The sequence below is a fragment of the Mesorhizobium sp. M7A.F.Ca.ET.027.02.1.1 genome (assembly GCF_004022985.1).
Classification (GTDB): domain Bacteria; phylum Pseudomonadota; class Alphaproteobacteria; order Rhizobiales; family Rhizobiaceae; genus Mesorhizobium.
The window spans coordinates 1-17240 of the sequence record NZ_RZOL01000097.1; the positions used below are offsets into that span (position 1 = coordinate 1).

Genomic DNA, 17240 nt, shown 5'->3' on the forward strand with positions numbered 1-17240 from the left:
GTGACAGGGCGAGCGGCAGGAATGCCGGACGCAGCGAGACAGGCAAGGTCGGTGCGCCTTGCTCGAAGGCGGAAAGATGTTCCCGTGCCAGCGCCATCATCGCCGCCACCGCGCGTTTGGCGCCGGGTCCGCCATCACCAGCAATGAATTCTTCCGGCGACGATCCCGCCGCCGCCAAAATATCGGCCGGGACAAAACACTGTCCGCGCCGGCGATGCAGCGGCAACAGCAGCAACAGGCCGGTCATCGCCTGCGCACAGCCTGCCCTGCCCGCCAGATCGGCAAAGCGCGGCGCCCCGACGGGATCGAGCACCATCGCCGCAAGCTGGATGAGCGCGGCAGCAGTCTCGCCGCAATAGCCTTCCAGGTCAGTGCGCGACGGCATCGGGTCGTCATAGAGGTCGAAGATGCGTGCATCGAGCATGTTCTCGAAGGCCGGCTTCGGCAGGCCGAACGTCGCTATCGTGGCGTTCAAGGCTTCGGCTGTGGGATGGCCGGCACCCGCTTCTCCGCCAGCGGCAATGACATCGCGCCACCATTGCAGCCTCACCTCGCCCGGCAGCGCTTCATGGATGCGATCGCGGATTCCTGCGATCTCGGCATTGAAGGCGTAGAGCGAAAACAGCGCGTCGCGCTTGTCGTCGGGCGCGTAGAGCGCGGTCAGATAGCGGTCATGGTCGGCGGCGCGCACCGCGTCCATGACGATTTTGGCATTCTGGGACATGTCAATCGACGGCGATGAGCGCGGCGGCCACGGCGCGCTCTTCCGCCAGAAGGACATTGTAGGTCCGTACCGCGGCACCGGTCGACATCGGGTCGGACGCAATGCCGGCAGCCTCCAGCGCGGCTCGCAGTGCGGCGGGCAATGGCCGGAGATCCCTGCCCATGCCGACCAGCAGGATCTCGACCTTGCCGGCCTCAGCCAGCAGCCTGTCGAAATCCGCCACCGTCAGCACCAGAGGATCAGCCGGTTCCCAGCCATGGATGCCGGATGGCAGGCACATGAGCGAACCGCGATGCGACATGTCGGCAAAGCGGAACCCGCCATTGCCATAGGCTTCGATCGGCGCGCGGCCCGGAAAATGCGCCTCGCGGATGACGATGCCTTTGCCGGTCACCGCTATACCCCTTCGGGGCGGCGCGTCAGGTCGCGACCGCCTTGCCGCCATTGACCGGCTTCTCCTCGTCGGCCGAAGCCTGCGGCCTCAGCTTGAACAGGATCAGCAGCGGTGCGGCGATGAAGATGGACGAATAGGTGCCGAAGACGACGCCGAACAGCATGGCCATCGTAAACGAGCGGATCACCTCGCCGCCGAACAGCACCAGCGCCAGCAGCGCCAGGATCGTCGTCACCGAAGTCAGCGTCGTTCTCGACAGCGTCTCGTTGATGGCGTTGTTCAACAGCTGCGGCAGCGGCATGCGCTTGTATTTTCGCAAATCCTCTCGAACACGGTCATAGACCACGATCGTATCGTTCAGCGAATAGCCGATGATCGTCAGGATCGCCGCCAGCGATGACTGGTTGAACTCCAGTCCGGTGATGACGAAGAAGCCGAGCGTCATGACCACATCGTGCACCGTCGCCACGATGGCGCCGACCGCGAACTGCCATTCGAAGCGGAACCAGACATAGACCAGGATGCCAAGCAGCGCGATCAGCATGGCGATCGTGCCTTGCTTGGCAAGCTCGCCAGAAACGGTCGGTCCGACCACTTCGACGCGGCGGAAATCGTAATTGTCCTGCAGCTCGCCGCGTACCTTGTCGATGACGGTCTGCTCGGCATTCTCGCCACCATCCTGCGTCCCGACGCGGATCAGCACGTCGTTCGGCGTACCGAACTGCTGCACCTGAACTTCGCCGATGTTGAGCTCGGTCAGCCGCGCACGGAGGTCGGCGAGGTCGGCATTGCCGCTCTTGGCCTGCACCTCGATCAGCGAACCGCCTTTGAAGTCGATGCCGTAATTGATGCCGACGGTCATGAACAGCACCACCGACAGGATCGACAGTGCGCTGGAGAGCGTGAAGGTCCAGCGACGGATGCCCATGAAGGGGATCTTGGTGCCGGGCGGAACGAAGGTCACCGGTGCCTTCGGCAATTCCTTCGGGCGAGCCCGGCGCAGCCAGATCGAGACCAGCAGGCGGGTGAAGGTGAAGGCGGTGAAGACCGTGGTCAGGATGCCGATGGCGTAGGTGATGGCAAAGCCCTTCACCGGCCCGGTACCGAGATAGAACAGCACCACGGTGGCGATCAGCGAAGTGATGTTGGAATCGACGATGGTCGCCAGCGCCTTGGTGAAACCGGTATCGATCGCCTGGATCACGGAGCGGCCGGCGCGTCGCTCCTCGCGAATACGTTCATAGATCAGCACGTTGGAATCGACCGCCATGCCGATGGTCAGCACGATACCGGCGATACCAGGCAAGGTCAGCGTAGCGCCAAGCAACGAGAGCACGCCGACGATCATCGCCACGTGCACCGCCAGCGCGATGTTGGCCAGGAAGCCGAGGAAGCCGTAGGCGACGAACATGAAGGCGACGACGAGGATAGAACCGATGATGCCGGCGACCTTGCCGGCATGGATCGAATCCTGGCCAAGGCCCGGACCCACCGTGCGTTCTTCGATGACCGTCAGCGTTGCGGGCAACGCACCGGCGCGCAGCAGCACCGCAAGGTCATTGGCGCTCTGGGCAGTGAAATTGCCGGAAATCTGGCCGGTGCCGCCGAGGATCGGCTCGCGGATCTGCGGCGCCGATATCACCTGATTGTCGAGGATAATGGCGAACAGCTTGCCGACATTCTGCGCCGTGGCCTGACCGAAGCGCGCCGCCCCTTTCGAATCGAAGCGGAACGACACCACCGGCTCGTTGTTCTGCGAATTGTATGTCGCCTGTGCGTCAACGAGGTTTTCGCCCGAGACGATGACGCGATTTTCGATCAGATACGGAACCGGCGGATCGTCCTGCGAATACAGCACCGACGAGCCGGCGGGCGGACGGCCATTGAGCGCGTCCTGCACCGGCATCGACTGGTCGACCATCTGGAAGGTCAGCTTGGCGGTCTGGCCGAGGATTTCTTTCAGTCTCTGCGGGTCCTGAAGACCCGGCACCTGGACAAGGATACGGTCGTCGCCCTGCCGCTGCACGATCGGTTCGGTGGTGCCGAGTTCGTTGACGCGGCGTTCGACCACCTCGATCGACTGCGTCAGCGCGGTCGACGTGCGGTATTTGATGCCGGCGTCGGTGACGTTGAACTTGAGCAGGCCGGGCTCGGAATCGTCGAGCGTCATTTCCTGGACGGAGCCGCCGGTGAACAGGCCGGCAGCGACCGGATCGGTCAGCGTCTTCAGCGCCGTCTTGGCGGCATCGATCTGGGCGGGATCGGTGATGCGGACCTGCAGGGTCCGCCCCGTCCCGGCAAGGCCGGTATAGCCGATCTTGGCGTCGCGCAGCATCGTGCGGATTTCATCGCGCGTCGTCTCCAGCCGGTCCTTGATCAGATCGTTCTGGTTCATTTCCAGCAGGATGTGCGAACCACCCTGCAGGTCGAGGCCGAGCGTCATCTGCCGCTTCGGCACCCAGCTGGGCAGTTGCGCCAGCGTGCTGGCGGAGAACAGGTTGGGCGCGGCGAGGATCACTGTGATGGCCACGGCCACCCAGATCAGGATCATCTTGAAGCGCGAAAAATACAGCATATGGCGTCGTCCGTCAGAGCGTGTCCGCGGATCGCTCCGCCTAAAATTGGATTATTTCTTGGCGTTCTGGTTGGCCACCGGCTCGCCCTTGACGCGCACATCGGCGATCGTCGAGCGCAGCGCCGTCACCTTCAAGCCGTTACCGAGGTCGATCTCGAGCTCGTTGTCGTCGATCACCTTGGTCACCTTGCCGACGAAGCCGCCGCCGGTGACGACCGTGTCGCCGCGACGGACAGCCGCCAGCATCTCGCCGCGCTTCTTCAGCTGCGTGCGCTGCGGCCTGATGATCAGAAAATACATGATCACGAAAATCAGGACAAAGGGCAAAATGCTGATGAACATGTCGGGAGAAGCGCCGACGCCTTGGGCGTATGCCGGTGTCACGAACATCGAGGTACTCCTGATTTTTGAAAACAGCCGCCAATTTGGCGGCCCTTGAAATTTGGCCGGAATATAGTCGGTAAAGTTGTCAATGCAACTGCGCGGCCGGCCAAATCGGCTGCTTTTACGGCCTGTTGAGCCGTGTTAGAGCATGATCGCGAAAAGCGCGAGCCGGTTTCCGCAAAAGATTATGCTCTAACAAAAGGTTGCGACCGGTTTTGTATCAGGCGGAATCGGGCAGCTTCACGCCCCCAGACATCAAAAACGCGAAAACAAAAGACAGTCATGACCGACAGCAGCATTGAATCCCTGAACCAGAAACTCGACCGGCTGATCGAGGCGGTGAGCCGCCTTGCCCCGCCGCCGGTGCCCCAAACCGACCTCGGCGAGGCCGATTGTTTCGTCTGGCAGGCCGATCCGGGCTATCTGGAGCCGGTGCGCAAGGTCAATCGCGTCGACATCGGCCTGATCCGTGGCGTCGACCGCGTCCGCGACATCCTTGTCGACAACACCGAACGCTTCGCCGCCGGCTACCCAGCCAACAATGTGTTGCTGTGGGGCGCGCGCGGCATGGGCAAATCGTCTCTGGTCAAGGCCGTGCATGCCGAAATCAACGCCAAGACCAAGTCCGACCTGCCGCTGAAGCTGATCGAAATCCACCGCGAGGACATCGACACGCTGCCGAAGCTGATGGGATTGCTCAAGGCGGCCCCCTTCCGCTTCATCCTGTTTTGCGACGACCTCTCCTTCGACCATGACGACACTTCCTACAAATCGCTCAAGGCAGCGCTCGAAGGCGGCGTCGAGGGTCGGCCAGTCAATGTCATCTTCTACGCCACCTCGAACCGCCGCCATCTGTTGCCCCGCGACATGATCGACAATGAGCGCTCGACCGCCATCAACCCGTCCGAGGCGGTGGAGGAGAAAGTGTCGCTGTCCGACCGCTTCGGGCTGTGGCTCGGCTTCCACAAATGTTCGCAGGATGAATATCTCGACATGATCGACGGCTATATCAGGCACCATGGCCTTGTCATGGATCCCGAGCAACTGCGCGCCGAAGCACTGGAATGGGCGACCACCCGCGGCAGCCGCTCGGGCCGCGTCGCCTGGCAGTTCACCCAGGACCTGGCTGGACGGCTCGGCAAGCCACTGAGGGACTGACACGTTGGGTGGCGTCGCCAACGCCATCCAATGACAAGATCATTTGGGCTGCGCCCGGCGCAAATCACGCGGCGTTTGGCCGATCTCGCGGCGCATCCAGTGCGCCAGATGTGACTGGTGCGCAAAGCCCGTCAATTCCGCCACCTCGCTTGTGCTGAGATCGCCTCGCTGCAGCAGGGCGCGTGCGCGTTCGACGCGACGTCGCACCACGTAGCGGTGCAGGGTGATGCCCGTCGCCGCCTTGAACCAAGCCCGCAAGTGCGAGCTGCTCGCCCCGGCAACTCGGCTCAATCGCTGGATTGAAAGGGGCTCGTGCAAGCCAGCTTCGATATGCTCCAACACGCGCTTGAGCTGGGCATCTGACAACCGGTTTGTTCGCTCGACATCGGAATTCTCAAGACCGAGCAGCCTCACCGCCAGAGCGGCGCCAATGCTGTCGGCAAACAAAGATCCACTCGGTGAGTTTGCGCCGAGATCGCTCTCGAGTGCACGGGCGAGATGTTGGATGCGCTGATCACGAAGCAGATGACGTGTGTCGAGCGGCAACGCGCGCGCCTTGCCACCTAGCTCAGCCGCCACCCTTTCCATCAGGGCTGGTTGTAACGCGATCTCGATCGTGTCGAACGGGGTTTCGGTCTCGAAGCCGCCCTCTTGGCCAGCGGGCACCAGGTCAATATCGCCGGCGCGCCTCACGAAATATCGACCAACCTCATTGCAGTAGGAACGCGTCGCCGCGCTTGCATGCACCATGATGCGATGATGGGCCGCCCTGGAGAGACGATGGACGCCCGCTTCGATATGCCAGAAGGCCATTGTGACGTCGGGCGGAAATCGGGCCGGAACAGACTGCGAATGCATGCTCTCTCGCTTCCTGGCAAAACCTGTCCAAGAATTGGCAATTCCCGCGCGATTTTCAATGCCATGGACATGTACCTACGCCTCTCCATCGAGCTTGGACGAGAGGTTAGCCATGAGTTTTTATGTAGTTGTCGGAGCAGGCCCGGTCGGGCACGAGACCGCGCGCCTTCTGGGCGAAGAAGGACATGATGTCGTTCTCACGAGCCGGAGTGTCGGCTCAAACGCGTTGCGGAACGTCCGGGCGGTGCAGGCCGATGCCACCGATGCCGTTGAACTGGCGCGTATCTGCCGAAACGCCGACGCCATTTTCATGTGTGCCATGGCCGCCTATCACCGGTGGCCGACCGACTTCTTCCCAATCATCGACGGCACCGTGCGTGCCGCGGAAGCGGTCGGCGCGAAGCTTGTGGTTCTCGGAAACCTCTATGGCTATGGGAAACATGCCGATACCCCGCTTCACTCCGACCTGTCTCTGGATCCGACTTCGAAGAAAGGGACCGCCCGCACGATCATGTGGCAGCGGGCGGTCCGTGCGGACGTGCCGGCAATCGAAGTGCGGTCCAGCGATTATCTTGGACATGGCGCGATCAGCTCTTTCTCACTGGTCGCGCTGCCCTCAATAATCGAGGGGAAGCCGACTGCTTTCATTGGAAACCTCGACGCGACTCATGCCTGGTCCTTCACGAAGGACGTGGCCAGGACGCTGGTCGCCGCTTCCCGCTACACGGGCGAATGGCGACGGGCGTTCCATGCTCCATCGCAACACGCCTCACCCCGGGAACTCATCCTGACGACGGCGGCAATGCTTCACCGTGAAATTCCAGAAACACGTTCCTATTCCATCCCCGAAATGGAAGCATTGGGCATGCATGAACTCATCGAGATGAGCTATCTCTTCGACAATCCCTTGCTGGTCGATTCCTCCGACGCGGAGACGCTTCTCGGAATCAAGGCCAGCGGCCTTGACGTCATGATCGCCGACACTCTGCGTGATCGTCTTTGAAGCTTGAAGACTGGCGCGTCGCGTTGAAACTGAAAAAGCCCGCTCCTTTCGGAACGGGCTGAGCCGGCGGGCCGGACTGGAGGTCAGACGGCCCGCAAATTGCTTTTTTTCTTCTATTCGAGGTAACCCGAGGGATCGACCGGGGCCGAGTTCTTGCGCACTTCGAAGTGCAGCTTCGGCGAGTCCGTCGTGCCGCTCATGCCCGACAGCGCGATTTCCTGGCCGCGCTTGACCTTCTGGCCGCGCTGCACCTCGATCGAGCTGGCGTGGCCGTAGACGGTGACCAGGCCATTCTCGTGGCGCACCAGCACCGTGTTGCCGAATTCCTTGAGGCCGTCGCCGGCATAGATGACGACACCGTTCTCGGCTGCCTTGACCGGTGTGCCCGAGGGCACGGCGATGTCGACGCCGTCTTTGCCGGAGCCGAAACCGGAGATCACGCGACCGCGCACCGGCCAGCGCATCTTGCCGATGCCGGTGGCGTCAGGCGCGACGGCATCGTCGGCCTCGGCCTGCTGGATGACCTTCGAATCCTTCTTCGGCGGCGTGTAGGACGCCAGCGTTTCCGACGGCGTGGTCTTTGCCGCGGGCTGCGTCGTGGCCGTCGTCACCGGATCGACCTTGGCCGGCTTGGCGGCGGCGACGGTCGCGGTTCCGCCGGCGGGCACCTTCAGGGTCTGGCCGATCTTGAGCAAGCCATCCTGCATGCCGTTGGCCTGCTTGATGGCAACGACTCCGACACCGGTTTTCCTGGCAATCGAGGAAAGCGTGTCGCCCGACTGAACCGTATAGGTGCCAGCTGCATTGGTCGCCTTGGCCGCGGCTACCTGCGGCTTGGGCTCCTTGGGCTGGCTCGCGGCGGCCGACGTGTCGACCTGAGCGGTGGATTTGCCCTCCCTAGGCTTCGGCTGCTGCGGCAGGACGGCGACCTTGTCCGGCGCAGTGGCCGGCAGGTTGTGCTTGGTGTCTTTCGCCGGCTTGGCATCCGCGAGCTTCGGCTCGCTCTTGCTCGAATAGGCGTAGGCCGGGATGACCAGCTTCTGGCCGGTCTTCAGCCCCTTGGTCGCGCTCAGCCCGTTGACCTTCATGATCACGTCGGACGGCACCTTGTAGCGCTGCGCCAGGCCGCCGATCGTTTCGCCGTCCCTGACGACGATCTCGGTTGCATGCGGAGTGCCGGAAGCAGCCACGCGGGGTTCGTCAGGTTGCGAAACCTTGAAAGGCGATGCCACCGGGGCGACGGTGCCGGTCGTGGTCCTGTCGACATGCGGTGCGGGGGCCAATGCGGTGCGCACCGGCTTCGATACCGGCGCCACTTCGGGAGCCTGGGCAACGGGCGGAGGCAGCGGCCGCGTCGAGACCGGATCGAGGCTGGAGCGGCTGACCGACTGTGTATGGCTGCCATCGATCGGAGCGGCGGCGACATCGCCCGGATAAGGCTGCTGTACGGCATCCTGCTTGTTGATGATGGTGCGCTGATTGTTGGTCGAGGATGTAAAGACGTCGTCGACGCCATTGAACCGCGAAACCTGGGAACTGCACCCCGCAGCAGCACCCGCGACCATCAGTATGGCGCAGCCTCGCGCCAGATTGCGACCGCTTGTCTTCAAAACACTGAGTTGCATCGCACTAACCCGCACATACCCGGTACAAACTAGGCATGATTAAAGCGCGTTAATGTTACTCGACGGTTAACCCCATGGAATCCGGCGCAATTTTTCTTAAAATATTAGAGAGCGAGCCCAGGGGAGATTTTCAGGTCATGCCGGCCGGGGCCGAAGACGGGCGCGCACCCGACGCGGCGCGGCCTGATCATCGGCATACGCGCTAGATGATAGCGGCGACACCGCGCAGGATCGGCTGCAGGCGAACGAGGCCGATGTCTTCACGCTCGAAGCGGCTGCCGACCTTGGTCAGCTTGGCCAGCACCTGTTCGCCCTCTTCGGGGCCGATCGGCGCGATGACGATGCCGCCACTCGACAATTGGTCGAGCAGGAAACGCGGCAGGCTGTCGAAGGACGCCCATGCAACGATGCGATCGAACGGCCCTTCATTCGGCAGGCCACCGGAACCATCGGCGTGGCGCACGATGACATTGCCGATGCCGAGCGCCTCGAAGCGCTGCCTGGCCTGCTCGGCGAGCGTCTTGTAGCGATCGGTGGTGATGACCCGCGCCGCCAGCCGCGACATCACCGCCGAGGTGTAGCCCGAGCCGGTACCGATCTCGAGCACGCGGTTGCCCTGCTCGATAGCGAGCGCCGCGATCACCGCCGCCTGCATGTCGGCACCTTCGATCGCCTCGCCGCATTCGATCGGCAGCATACGGTCCGACCAGGCGATCTGATGGAACTGGGCCGCCAGGAAGCCGCGCCGCGGCGTCGCCTCGAAGGCCGCGATCAGCGCTTTCGGCACAGTCCCCAGACCGCGCAGACGCAGCAGAAAGGCGGCAAAACCTTCACGGTCATCGATCCCCTGGTTCATGCAAGCGCCTTGCTCAATTGGTCACGGATTTCATGCGCGGTCAGATCGAGCTGCAGCGGCGTCACCGACACCAGCCTGTTGCGCAAGGCGTAGAGATCGGTGCCTTGCTTGCCCTCGACCGGCTCGCCGCCGAAGCGCAGCCAGTAGTATGGCAGGCCGCGCCCGTCGCGGCGCTCGTCGACCCACAGGGAGTGCACGAGCTTGCCTTGCGTGGTGACCACCGTGCCGGCGACCTCTTCGGGCGTGCAATTGGGAAAATTGACGTTTAGCAGCACGCCGTCGGGCAACGGCGTCGCGACCAGCTTCTTCAGCAATGCCGGCGCCAGCGCCTCGGTCGTCTCGTAAGGGACGACGCGATCTTCGCCGACATAGCTGTAACCCTGGCTGAGCGCGATCGAGCGGATGCCGAGCAGTGCGCCTTCCATGGCGCCGGCAACAGTGCCGGAGTAAGTGACGTCGTCGGCGATGTTGGCGCCGGAATTGATGCCGGACAGGATCAGGTCGGGCGCGCCGGGCAGGATCTTCTTGACGCCCATGATGACGCAATCGGTCGGCGTGCCGCGCACGGCGAAATGCTTCTCGCCGATCTTGCGCAGCCGCAGCGGCTCCGAGATCGACAGCGAATGCGCGTAGCCGGACTGGTCCTGCTCCGGCGCCACCACCCAGACATCGTCGGACAGCGTGCGCGCGACGCGTTCGAGCGACGCCAGGCCCTCGGCATGAATGCCGTCGTCATTGGTCAGGAGGATGCGCATTATTTCGCTTCGATCTTTTCCAGGCCGCCCATGTAAGGCCGCAGCACTTCAGGAATGGTTACGCTGCCATCCTCATTCTGGTAGTTTTCGATGACAGCGATGAGAGCGCGGCCAACGGCGGTGCCCGAACCGTTGAGCGTGTGGACGAAGCGGTTGCCCTTGCCGTCTCTATCCTTGTAGCGGGCGTCCATGCGGCGCGCCTGGAAATCGCCGCACACCGAGCAGGACGAGATCTCGCGATAGGCGTTCTGGCCGGGCAGCCAGACCTCGATGTCGTAGGTCTTGCGCGCGCCAAAGCCCATGTCGCCGGTGCACAGCGTCATGGTGCGGAACGGCAGGCCGAGCCGCTTCAGCACTTCCTCGGCGCATTGCGTCATCCGCTCATGCTCGGCAAGTGACGATTCCTGGTCCGTGATCGACACCAGCTCGACCTTGTAGAACTGATGCTGGCGCAGCATGCCGCGCGTGTCGCGCCCGGCCGAACCCGCTTCCGAGCGGAAGCACGGCGTCAGCGCGGTGTAGCGCAGCGGCAGTTTTTCATGCGCGGTGATTTCTTCACGCACAAGGTTGGTGAGTGGGACCTCGGCGGTGGGAATCAGGCCAAGCCTGCCCTCCCCGTGCGGCGCGAAGAACAGATCTTCCTCGAACTTCGGCAATTGGTTGGTGCCGAACAGAACATCGTCCTTGACCATCAACGGCGGGATGACTTCTTCGTAGCCATGTTCGGTCGTATGCAGGTCCAGCATGAACTGGCCGAGCGCACGTTCCATCCGGGCCAGTCCGCTTTTCAGCACCGTAAAGCGCGAGCCCGACAGCTTTGCCGCGCGCTCGAAATCCATCATGCCGAGCGCTTCGCCGATCTCAAAGTGCTCCTTCACCCAGTTCGGCCGCGTCGGCACCTTGCCGACGATGTGCTTGACGACATTGTCATGCTCGTCCTTGCCGACAGGCACGTCGTCAAATGGTACGTTGGGCAGCACCGCCAGCGCGTCGTTCAGCGCCTTGTCGAGCTCGCGTTCGCGCGCCTCGCCGTTCTGGATGAAGACCTTGATCTCCCCGACTTCGGATTTCAGCGTCTCGGCCAGGGCGGCATCGCCCGAACGCATGGCGTTGCCGATCTCCTTCGACGCGGCATTGCGGCGCTCCTGCTTGGTCTGCAGCTCGGTGACGTGCTCGCGCCGGGCCTCGTCCGAGGCGATCAGTCCGTCGACCATGGACTGCGCCTCACCGGCCGACCACGAGCGCTTCACCAGCGCCTCGACAAGGGCCTTCGGGTTGTCGCGAATCCATTTGATGTCAAGCATGGTTTGAAACGCTCCTGGGTAGCATGTCGCCCAAAAGTGCACAGCGATTTGGGACAACGGCATGCTCAAAACAAAACTGAAACGCATCGCTTTGAGCGCGATGCGTTTCAGCCAGAGGGCGTAAACCGCATCCGAGATCGATGCAAGAGGACGGGGCGACGACTGTGTTTTTCCGCCGCTGCAGCCGCTCTGTCGCCTATGAGGAGGCAGGTGCCGGGGGCTCGTCCGGTGCTTTGTCCGCCACCTCTTCCGCCGCGTCCTGCTTCTCGCGTGCCACGCGCTGCTTTTCCCGATCGCGCTCGATCAGCCGGGCAGCCCAGATGGACACCTCGTAGAGAAGGATGGTCGGGATGGCCAGGCCGATCTGACTCATCGGATCGGGCGGCGTCAGTATCGCCGCGACGACGAAGGCAATGACGATCGCCCATTTGCGCTTCTCGGCCAGTCCCTTGGACGAGAGCATGCCGACCCGTGTCATCAGGCTGGTCACCACCGGCAGCTGGAACACCAGGCCGAAGGAGAAGATCAGCGTCATGATCAGGCTGAGATATTCCGACACTTTCGGCAGCAGCGAAATCTGCACCTGATCGTCGGTGCCGGCCTGCTGCATGGCGAGGAAGAACCACATCACCATCGGCGTGAAGAAGAAATAGACCAGCGATGCGCCCATCAGGAACAGGATCGGCGATGCGATCAGGAACGGCAGGAAGGCGTTGCGCTCGTTCTTGTACAGGCCGGGCGCGATGAACTTGTAGATCTGCGTGGCGATCAGCGGAAAGGCGATCACCATGCCGCCGAACATGGCGAGCTTGACCTGGGTGAAGAAGAATTCCTGAGGCGCCGTGTAGATCAGCTCGACCTTGTGCGGATCGAGCCCTGCCCACTGCGTCGCCCATTTGAACGGCACGACCAGAAGGTTGAACAGCTTCTTGGCGAAGAAGAAACAGACCAGGAAGGCAACGAAGAAGCCGCCCAGCGACCAGATCAGCCGCCGGCGCAACTCGATCAGATGCTCCATCAGCGGCGCCGACGATTTCTCGATCTCGTCCTTTTCGGTGTCCGAAACGCTCACTTGGCGGCTCCCGCCGTCTTCTTGGCCACCGGCTTCTTCACCGCTGCAAGCTTCGGTTCGGCTTTCGCCCCCATCTTGGTCGCTACAGTCTTGGTCGCTACAGTCTTGGCCGCGACAGCCTTGGCCGCAGCGGGCGTCTTGGCCCTGGGCGTTTCAGCCTGTGCCGCCGTCACAGCCTTCGCCTGCGTCTTGGACGCAGACGCTGCCTTCTCGGCAACCTTTGCACCATTTGCCGAAGCTTTTGCAGCCGGCGTCGCTTTTGCCGGTGCAGGCTTGGCTGGTTTCTTCGCCGCGGACGCCTTCGGCGCCGCAACGGGTTCCGCCGGCGCTGACGAGTTCACCACCGATTCGTCGGTCATTGCCGGAAAAACCGGCGCTGCTTCCGGCCCGTTGACGCCAGGCATGGTCGTTGCACCGTTCTTCAACGGCTCGGCCGCTTGCGGGGTCGAAGCGACAGAGCTTGCCGGATCGGCTGCCGGCTTCGGCTTCATCGCCGCATCGACGCCGGAGCGAACGTCGGCCGCGGCCTGTTCGAACGGATTGAGCTGCTTCCTGATCTCAGCCATCGGGCTCATGCCCCTGAGCTCGTCGACGGACTTCTTGACGTCGTCGAGCTCGGCTTCCTTCAGCGCCTCGTTGAACTGTTTCTGGAAATCGGACGCCATGGCGCGCAGCTTCGCCGTCGTGCGGCCGAAGGTGCGCAGCATATTGGGCAAATCCTTGGGTCCGACGACCACGATCATGACGATCGCGATGACCAGCATTTCGGTCCAGCCGACTTCAAACATGGCACTCTGTTCCGACTAGAACCTTGGGCTCAGCTCTTGCTGGCCTTTTCCTTCGCGCCCGCAACGGTCTCGTCGGCACGATGTTCGACGGTGCGCTTGTCTTCGGCAACCTCGTCGTCGGCCATGCCCTTCTTGAAGCTCTTGATACCCTTGGCCATATCGCCCATCAGCTCGGGAATCTTGCCGCGGCCGAACACCAAAAGCACGATCACCAACACGATCAGCCAATGCCAAATCGAAAATGAACCCATAGCAAATCTCTCTCGAATGTTTTCCCTGGCGATGATCTATGCGTTTTCGCGTTGGGATTCAAACACAACTGCGACAGAGTTTATGAAAGGGTGACGGATGTCACGCATTTTCGACGGGAACGCCCGCTACGAATCCGCGCATCCTCATCAAGTTGGTCGCCAATGCCAGTCAATCTTCCGTGACGCGCGGCGTCAGCAGGCCGAGTTCCTCGAGATCGATATCGGTCAGCGCATCCTCGTCGTCGGTCAATGCGTCGGGATCGGCCGGCGGCTGCGGAATGGAGAAATTCAACGGCATGCGGCCCGAAAGCAGTCCAGCCCCCTTCAGTTCCTCCATGCCAGGAAGATCGCGAATCTCTTCCAGCGCGAAATGGTCGAGGAAGGTCTCCGTCGTGCCGTAGGTCACAGGGCGTCCGGGCGTCTTTCGCCGGCCGCGCATGCGCACCCATTCCGTTTCCAGCAGCGTGTCGAGCGTACCTTTCGAGGTTTCGACGCCGCGGATGTCCTCGATCTCGGCACGCGTCACCGGCTGGTGATAGGCAATGATCGCCAGCACTTCGAGAGCCGCGCGGGAGAGCTTCCTTTGCTGGACGGTATCGCGGCTCATCAGGAAAGCCAGGTCGCCGGCGGTGCGGAACGCCCAGGCGTCGCCGACACGCACCAGATTGACGCCGCGCCGCGCATAGATCTGCTGCAGCTCGGCCATGGCCAGGGCAACGTTGATGCCGTCAGGGAGGCGTGCCGCGAGCTGCTTTTCGCTGACGGGTTCGGCGCTGGCGAACACGATCGCCTCGGCCATGCGCACGGCCTCGGCCAGATGCAGCCGCTCGGCCGGGTTCTGTAGCTGCTCGGCCGGATCCTGGGAAAGCGACTCCTCTTCGGGTGCATCGCCGACCTTGAACGGGATAACCGAAGCGTTGGCGCGTTCGCTCATGATGCCACCTCGACTGCCTTGATTGCCTGCGTGCGCCCGCGCAGGTAGATCGGCGCGAACGTCTGATCCTGCCGCACGTCCATCGTGCCGTCGCGCACCAGTTCCAATGTTGCCGCGAAAGAACTGGCGATTGCTGTGCGCCGCTCCTCGGGGCTGGTCATGTATGCGATCAGAAAACTTTCCAGCGCCGTCCAGTCCCTTGCAGCCCCGACCAGGCAGGTCAGGATGTCGCGCGCATCCTTGAGCGACCAGACACCGCGCCTGGCGATCGTCACATTGTTGATCGCCTGCTTCTGGCGTTGCTGGGCATAGGCGGTCAAGAGATCGTAGAGCGAGGCCGAATAGGCGTTACGCTTTTCGACGATGACCATTTCCGGCATGCCGCGCGCGAACACATCGCGGCCGAGCCGGTTGCGGTTGACCAGACGCGCCGAGGCGTCGCGCATGGCTTCCAGCCGCTTCAGGCGGAACTGCAGCACCGCCGCCAGTTCCTCACCGCTTTCGCCCTCGTCGCCGGGTTGCTTGGGGATCAGGAGCTTGGACTTGAGGAAGGCCAGCCACGCCGCCATCACCAGATAGTCGGCGGCAAGCTCCAGCCTGAGCGCCCTCGCCGTCTCGACAAAGGTCAGATATTGCTCGACCAGCGCCAGGATCGAAATGCGAGCCAGATCGACCTTCTGGGTGCGGGCAAGATGCAGCAGAAGATCGAGCGGACCTTCGAAGCCGGCCACGTCGACAACCAGCGACGGGTCGCCGGTAACGCGTGAATCGTCATTCTCGGCCCACAGACGGTCCATCGGTGCGGCCTTCGAGGCCTTGCTTTCCAATGTCTCCGCCACTCCTGTCACTTTCCCTTTGCTATGCCACCGCATCGAAGTAGGTGGCGAATTCGGCGCGTATTTCGGTCTCTTCGACCGTGTCACGGTTCTTTATATAGGTCAGCGCCCGCTTGGCGCGCTCCAGCGACGTGTCCTCAAGCCCTGTGGTGCGCGATGCGATGCCGGCCATCTCCTCGAAAACGCCGTTGCAGTGAAGGACCAGATCGCAGCCCGCCGCAAGGATCGATGCCGCCTTTGTCGGGAAATCCCCAGAAAGTGCCTTCATCGAGGTGTCGTCGCTCATCAGCAGTCCGTCGAAACCGATTTCGCGCCGGATGATCTCATCGATGACCTTGCCGGAGGTGGTCGCCGGATTGTTGGGGTCGATCGCGCTGTAGACGACATGGGCTGTCATCGCCATCGGCAGATGGCTAAGCTCCTTGAACGGGGCGAAATCATGCCGCTGCAGATCGCTGAGCGAGGCATTGACCACCGGCAGTTCGAAATGCGTGTCGGCAAAGGCACGTCCATGGCCCGGAATATGCTTCATGACCGGCAGCACGCCGCCCGACATCAGCCCTTCCGCGGCTGCGCGGCCGAGCTCGATCACCGGTCGCGGATCCTTGCCATAGGCCCGCGCGCCGATGACATCGCTGGCGCCCTCGATCGGCACGTCGAGCACCGGCAGGCAATCGGCTGTGATGCCGTAGCGCAGCAGGTCGAAGGCATGCAGCCGCGCCATCAGCCAGGCCGCGCGGGCGCCGGCATCATGATCGTCGCGCCACAGCGCGCCGAGCGCGCCACCGGCGGGATAGTTCGGTGCCAGCGGCGGTCGCAAGCGCTGCACACGGCCGCCTTCCTGATCGATGAACACCAGCGCGTCCGGACGCCCTATGCAGTCCCGCATCTCGGCGACCAGATCGCGGATCTGTTCGGTCTCGCCAATGTTGCGCGCAAACAGGATGAAGGCCCACGGGCATTCATTGCGATAGAAATTGATTTCTTCGCGGGTAAGCGATTTCCCGGCACAGCCGAGGATCATGGATTTTGATTCGGTCATGTCCGCAGTTTAGGGCTTTGTGCGATCAAAGGGAATCGCCAGGGATTCATCCGGGATAACGCCGGATCTGCTTTCCCCACGAAAAAAGCCGGCGCGGTGGACCGCGCCGGCTTTTGATGGTTGGCCCCGGCTTTAGCGCGAGACGAAGCAGTTGCCGCCGGCGGCCTTGTAGCTGGTGCACAAATTGATCGCGTCATTGCGTGACTGGGCCGGAACGCGCACGCGGTAGAACGTGCCTTTGCCGGCGATCTCGGCCTTGACGATGTTGGCGGTACGCCCGGCAAGCACACTGCCATAGCGGCGCTGCAGATCCTGATAGCTGGACTGGGCGCTTTCGACGGTCGGCTGCGAGGCGATCTGCATCGACCACGAGCCACCGCCGGCCGCGGTCGATGCCGGATCTATGGACGCAACCTGATCGGGCTTGACCTCGCCGACAACATCGACCGGCTGGTCGGACGGACGCTGCGGCGCGAGCGGAACCTTTGCCGGCGTGTTCGCCGATTGGGCCTCGGCTTTCGGCTTGGCGACCGGCTTGAGGGCCGGCTCGTCGTCCGCTTGGGCGGCGGCAGGCGCCACGGTGCCGGTCTGGTCCGCGTCGGCTTGCGCCGCCGGAGCAACATGCTGCGGCGCCGGATCGACCGGCTCGGTGGCGGCCACTAGCGGCGCGGCGGGCACTGC

General features: G+C 62.9%; 18 protein-coding genes. 2 read left to right on the plus strand and 16 right to left on the minus strand.

Annotated features, from left to right (window positions below):
* The 4 genes from EN749_RS13435 to yajC form a co-directional block, all read right to left on the minus strand.
* The coding region (locus EN749_RS13435; protein ID WP_189367499.1) for a phytoene/squalene synthase family protein at positions 1–724 on the minus strand (724 nt) is incomplete at its 3' end.
* Between the two features lies 1 nt (position 725).
* Positions 726–1118: an Mth938-like domain-containing protein gene (locus tag EN749_RS13440; protein WP_128363297.1), complete on the minus strand. Its 393-nt coding sequence runs from the start codon at positions 1116–1118 to the stop codon at positions 726–728.
* Positions 1119–1143: 25 nt separating this feature from the next.
* Positions 1144–3693, minus strand: coding sequence for a protein translocase subunit SecDF (gene secDF, locus EN749_RS13445; RefSeq protein ID WP_128289442.1), 2550 nt, complete (start codon positions 3691–3693; stop codon positions 1144–1146).
* Between the two features lie 51 nt (positions 3694–3744).
* The gene (gene yajC, locus EN749_RS13450) at positions 3745–4083 is read right to left on the minus strand and encodes a preprotein translocase subunit YajC (RefSeq protein WP_127270542.1); all 339 of its coding nucleotides are present in this window, start codon (positions 4081–4083) and stop codon (positions 3745–3747) included.
* A 276-nt stretch (positions 4084–4359) separates the two neighbouring features.
* Between yajC and EN749_RS13455 the strand changes: the two genes are divergently transcribed.
* Positions 4360–5235 carry an ATP-binding protein gene (locus EN749_RS13455; protein WP_128363298.1) on the plus strand — a complete coding sequence of 292 codons (876 nt, stop codon included), beginning with the start codon at positions 4360–4362 and terminating at the stop codon, positions 5233–5235.
* Positions 5236–5274: 39 nt separating this feature from the next.
* On the opposite strand, the gene EN749_RS13460 is transcribed toward EN749_RS13455, so the two are convergent.
* On the minus strand, positions 5275–6093 hold the full coding sequence (locus EN749_RS13460) for an AraC family transcriptional regulator (RefSeq protein ID WP_127398893.1): 819 nt from the start codon (positions 6091–6093) through the stop codon (positions 5275–5277).
* Between the two features lie 112 nt (positions 6094–6205).
* On the opposite strand from EN749_RS13460, the gene EN749_RS13465 reads away from it, so the two are divergent.
* On the plus strand, positions 6206–7096 hold the full coding sequence (locus EN749_RS13465; protein ID WP_128363299.1) for an NAD-dependent epimerase/dehydratase family protein: 891 nt from the start codon (positions 6206–6208) through the stop codon (positions 7094–7096).
* 113 nt (positions 7097–7209) lie between these two features.
* Here EN749_RS13465 and EN749_RS13470 read toward each other — a convergent pair whose 3' ends face one another.
* The 11 genes from EN749_RS13470 to EN749_RS13520 form a co-directional block, all read right to left on the minus strand.
* Positions 7210–8721 carry a peptidoglycan DD-metalloendopeptidase family protein gene (locus tag EN749_RS13470; RefSeq protein ID WP_127267602.1) on the minus strand — a complete coding sequence of 504 codons (1512 nt, stop codon included), beginning with the start codon at positions 8719–8721 and terminating at the stop codon, positions 7210–7212.
* 202 nt (positions 8722–8923) lie between these two features.
* The gene (locus EN749_RS13475; RefSeq protein WP_128363300.1) at positions 8924–9577 is read right to left on the minus strand and encodes a protein-L-isoaspartate(D-aspartate) O-methyltransferase; all 654 of its coding nucleotides are present in this window, start codon (positions 9575–9577) and stop codon (positions 8924–8926) included.
* Positions 9574–10332: a 5'/3'-nucleotidase SurE gene (gene surE / locus EN749_RS13480; RefSeq protein ID WP_128363301.1), complete on the minus strand. Its 759-nt coding sequence runs from the start codon at positions 10330–10332 to the stop codon at positions 9574–9576. Before surE ends, EN749_RS13475 begins: the two co-directional genes overlap by 4 nt.
* Positions 10332–11636 carry a serine--tRNA ligase gene (serS, locus tag EN749_RS13485; RefSeq protein ID WP_128363302.1) on the minus strand — a complete coding sequence of 435 codons (1305 nt, stop codon included), beginning with the start codon at positions 11634–11636 and terminating at the stop codon, positions 10332–10334. Before serS ends, surE begins: the two co-directional genes overlap by 1 nt.
* A gap of 196 nt (positions 11637–11832) precedes the next feature.
* Complete coding sequence (gene tatC / locus EN749_RS13490) at positions 11833–12708, minus strand: twin-arginine translocase subunit TatC (RefSeq protein ID WP_127320714.1); 876 nt, start codon at positions 12706–12708, stop codon at positions 11833–11835.
* Positions 12705–13496 (minus strand): Sec-independent protein translocase protein TatB, encoded by a 792-nt coding sequence (gene tatB / locus EN749_RS13495; RefSeq protein WP_128363303.1) that lies wholly within the window; start codon positions 13494–13496, stop codon positions 12705–12707. Before tatB ends, tatC begins: the two co-directional genes overlap by 4 nt.
* A gap of 29 nt (positions 13497–13525) precedes the next feature.
* A complete protein-coding gene (locus EN749_RS13500) occupies positions 13526–13747 on the minus strand; it encodes a twin-arginine translocase TatA/TatE family subunit (RefSeq protein WP_128363304.1) in 222 nt (73 codons plus the stop codon).
* A gap of 169 nt (positions 13748–13916) precedes the next feature.
* Entirely contained in the window at positions 13917–14681 is a 765-nt protein-coding gene (scpB, locus tag EN749_RS13505) for an SMC-Scp complex subunit ScpB (protein ID WP_128363305.1), read from the minus strand.
* The gene (locus EN749_RS13510) at positions 14678–15478 is read right to left on the minus strand and encodes a ScpA family protein (RefSeq protein WP_128363307.1); all 801 of its coding nucleotides are present in this window, start codon (positions 15476–15478) and stop codon (positions 14678–14680) included. Before EN749_RS13510 ends, scpB begins: the two co-directional genes overlap by 4 nt.
* A 61-nt stretch (positions 15479–15539) precedes the next feature.
* Entirely contained in the window at positions 15540–16559 is a 1020-nt protein-coding gene (nagZ, locus tag EN749_RS13515; RefSeq protein ID WP_128363306.1) for a beta-N-acetylhexosaminidase, read from the minus strand.
* 132 nt (positions 16560–16691) lie between these two features.
* A partial coding sequence (locus EN749_RS13520; RefSeq protein ID WP_189367503.1) for an SPOR domain-containing protein occupies positions 16692–17240 on the minus strand: 549 nt, incomplete at its 5' end.

Excerpts from the sequence above, each read along its gene's own strand:
- yajC (WP_127270542.1), bottom strand. The coding sequence starts at position 4,083 with ATGTTCGTGACACCGGCATACGCCCAAGGCGTCGGCGCTTCTCCCGAC.
- EN749_RS13455 (WP_128363298.1), top strand. The coding sequence starts at position 4,360 with ATGACCGACAGCAGCATTGAATCCCTGAACCAGAAACTCGACCGGCTG.
- surE (WP_128363301.1), bottom strand. The coding sequence starts at position 10,332 with ATGCGCATCCTCCTGACCAATGACGACGGCATTCATGCCGAGGGCCTG.
- EN749_RS13460 (WP_127398893.1), bottom strand. The coding sequence starts at position 6,093 with ATGCATTCGCAGTCTGTTCCGGCCCGATTTCCGCCCGACGTCACAATG.
- nagZ (WP_128363306.1), bottom strand. The coding sequence starts at position 16,559 with ATGACCGAATCAAAATCCATGATCCTCGGCTGTGCCGGGAAATCGCTT.
- serS (WP_128363302.1), bottom strand. The coding sequence starts at position 11,636 with ATGCTTGACATCAAATGGATTCGCGACAACCCGAAGGCCCTTGTCGAG.
- EN749_RS13510 (WP_128363307.1), bottom strand. The coding sequence starts at position 15,478 with ATGGACCGTCTGTGGGCCGAGAATGACGATTCACGCGTTACCGGCGAC.
- scpB (WP_128363305.1), bottom strand. The coding sequence starts at position 14,681 with ATGAGCGAACGCGCCAACGCTTCGGTTATCCCGTTCAAGGTCGGCGAT.
- secDF (WP_128289442.1), bottom strand. The coding sequence starts at position 3,693 with ATGCTGTATTTTTCGCGCTTCAAGATGATCCTGATCTGGGTGGCCGTG.
- EN749_RS13475 (WP_128363300.1), bottom strand. The coding sequence starts at position 9,577 with ATGAACCAGGGGATCGATGACCGTGAAGGTTTTGCCGCCTTTCTGCTG.
- EN749_RS13470 (WP_127267602.1), bottom strand. The coding sequence starts at position 8,721 with ATGCAACTCAGTGTTTTGAAGACAAGCGGTCGCAATCTGGCGCGAGGC.
- tatB (WP_128363303.1), bottom strand. The coding sequence starts at position 13,496 with ATGTTTGAAGTCGGCTGGACCGAAATGCTGGTCATCGCGATCGTCATG.
- EN749_RS13500 (WP_128363304.1), bottom strand. The coding sequence starts at position 13,747 with ATGGGTTCATTTTCGATTTGGCATTGGCTGATCGTGTTGGTGATCGTG.
- EN749_RS13465 (WP_128363299.1), top strand. The coding sequence starts at position 6,206 with ATGAGTTTTTATGTAGTTGTCGGAGCAGGCCCGGTCGGGCACGAGACC.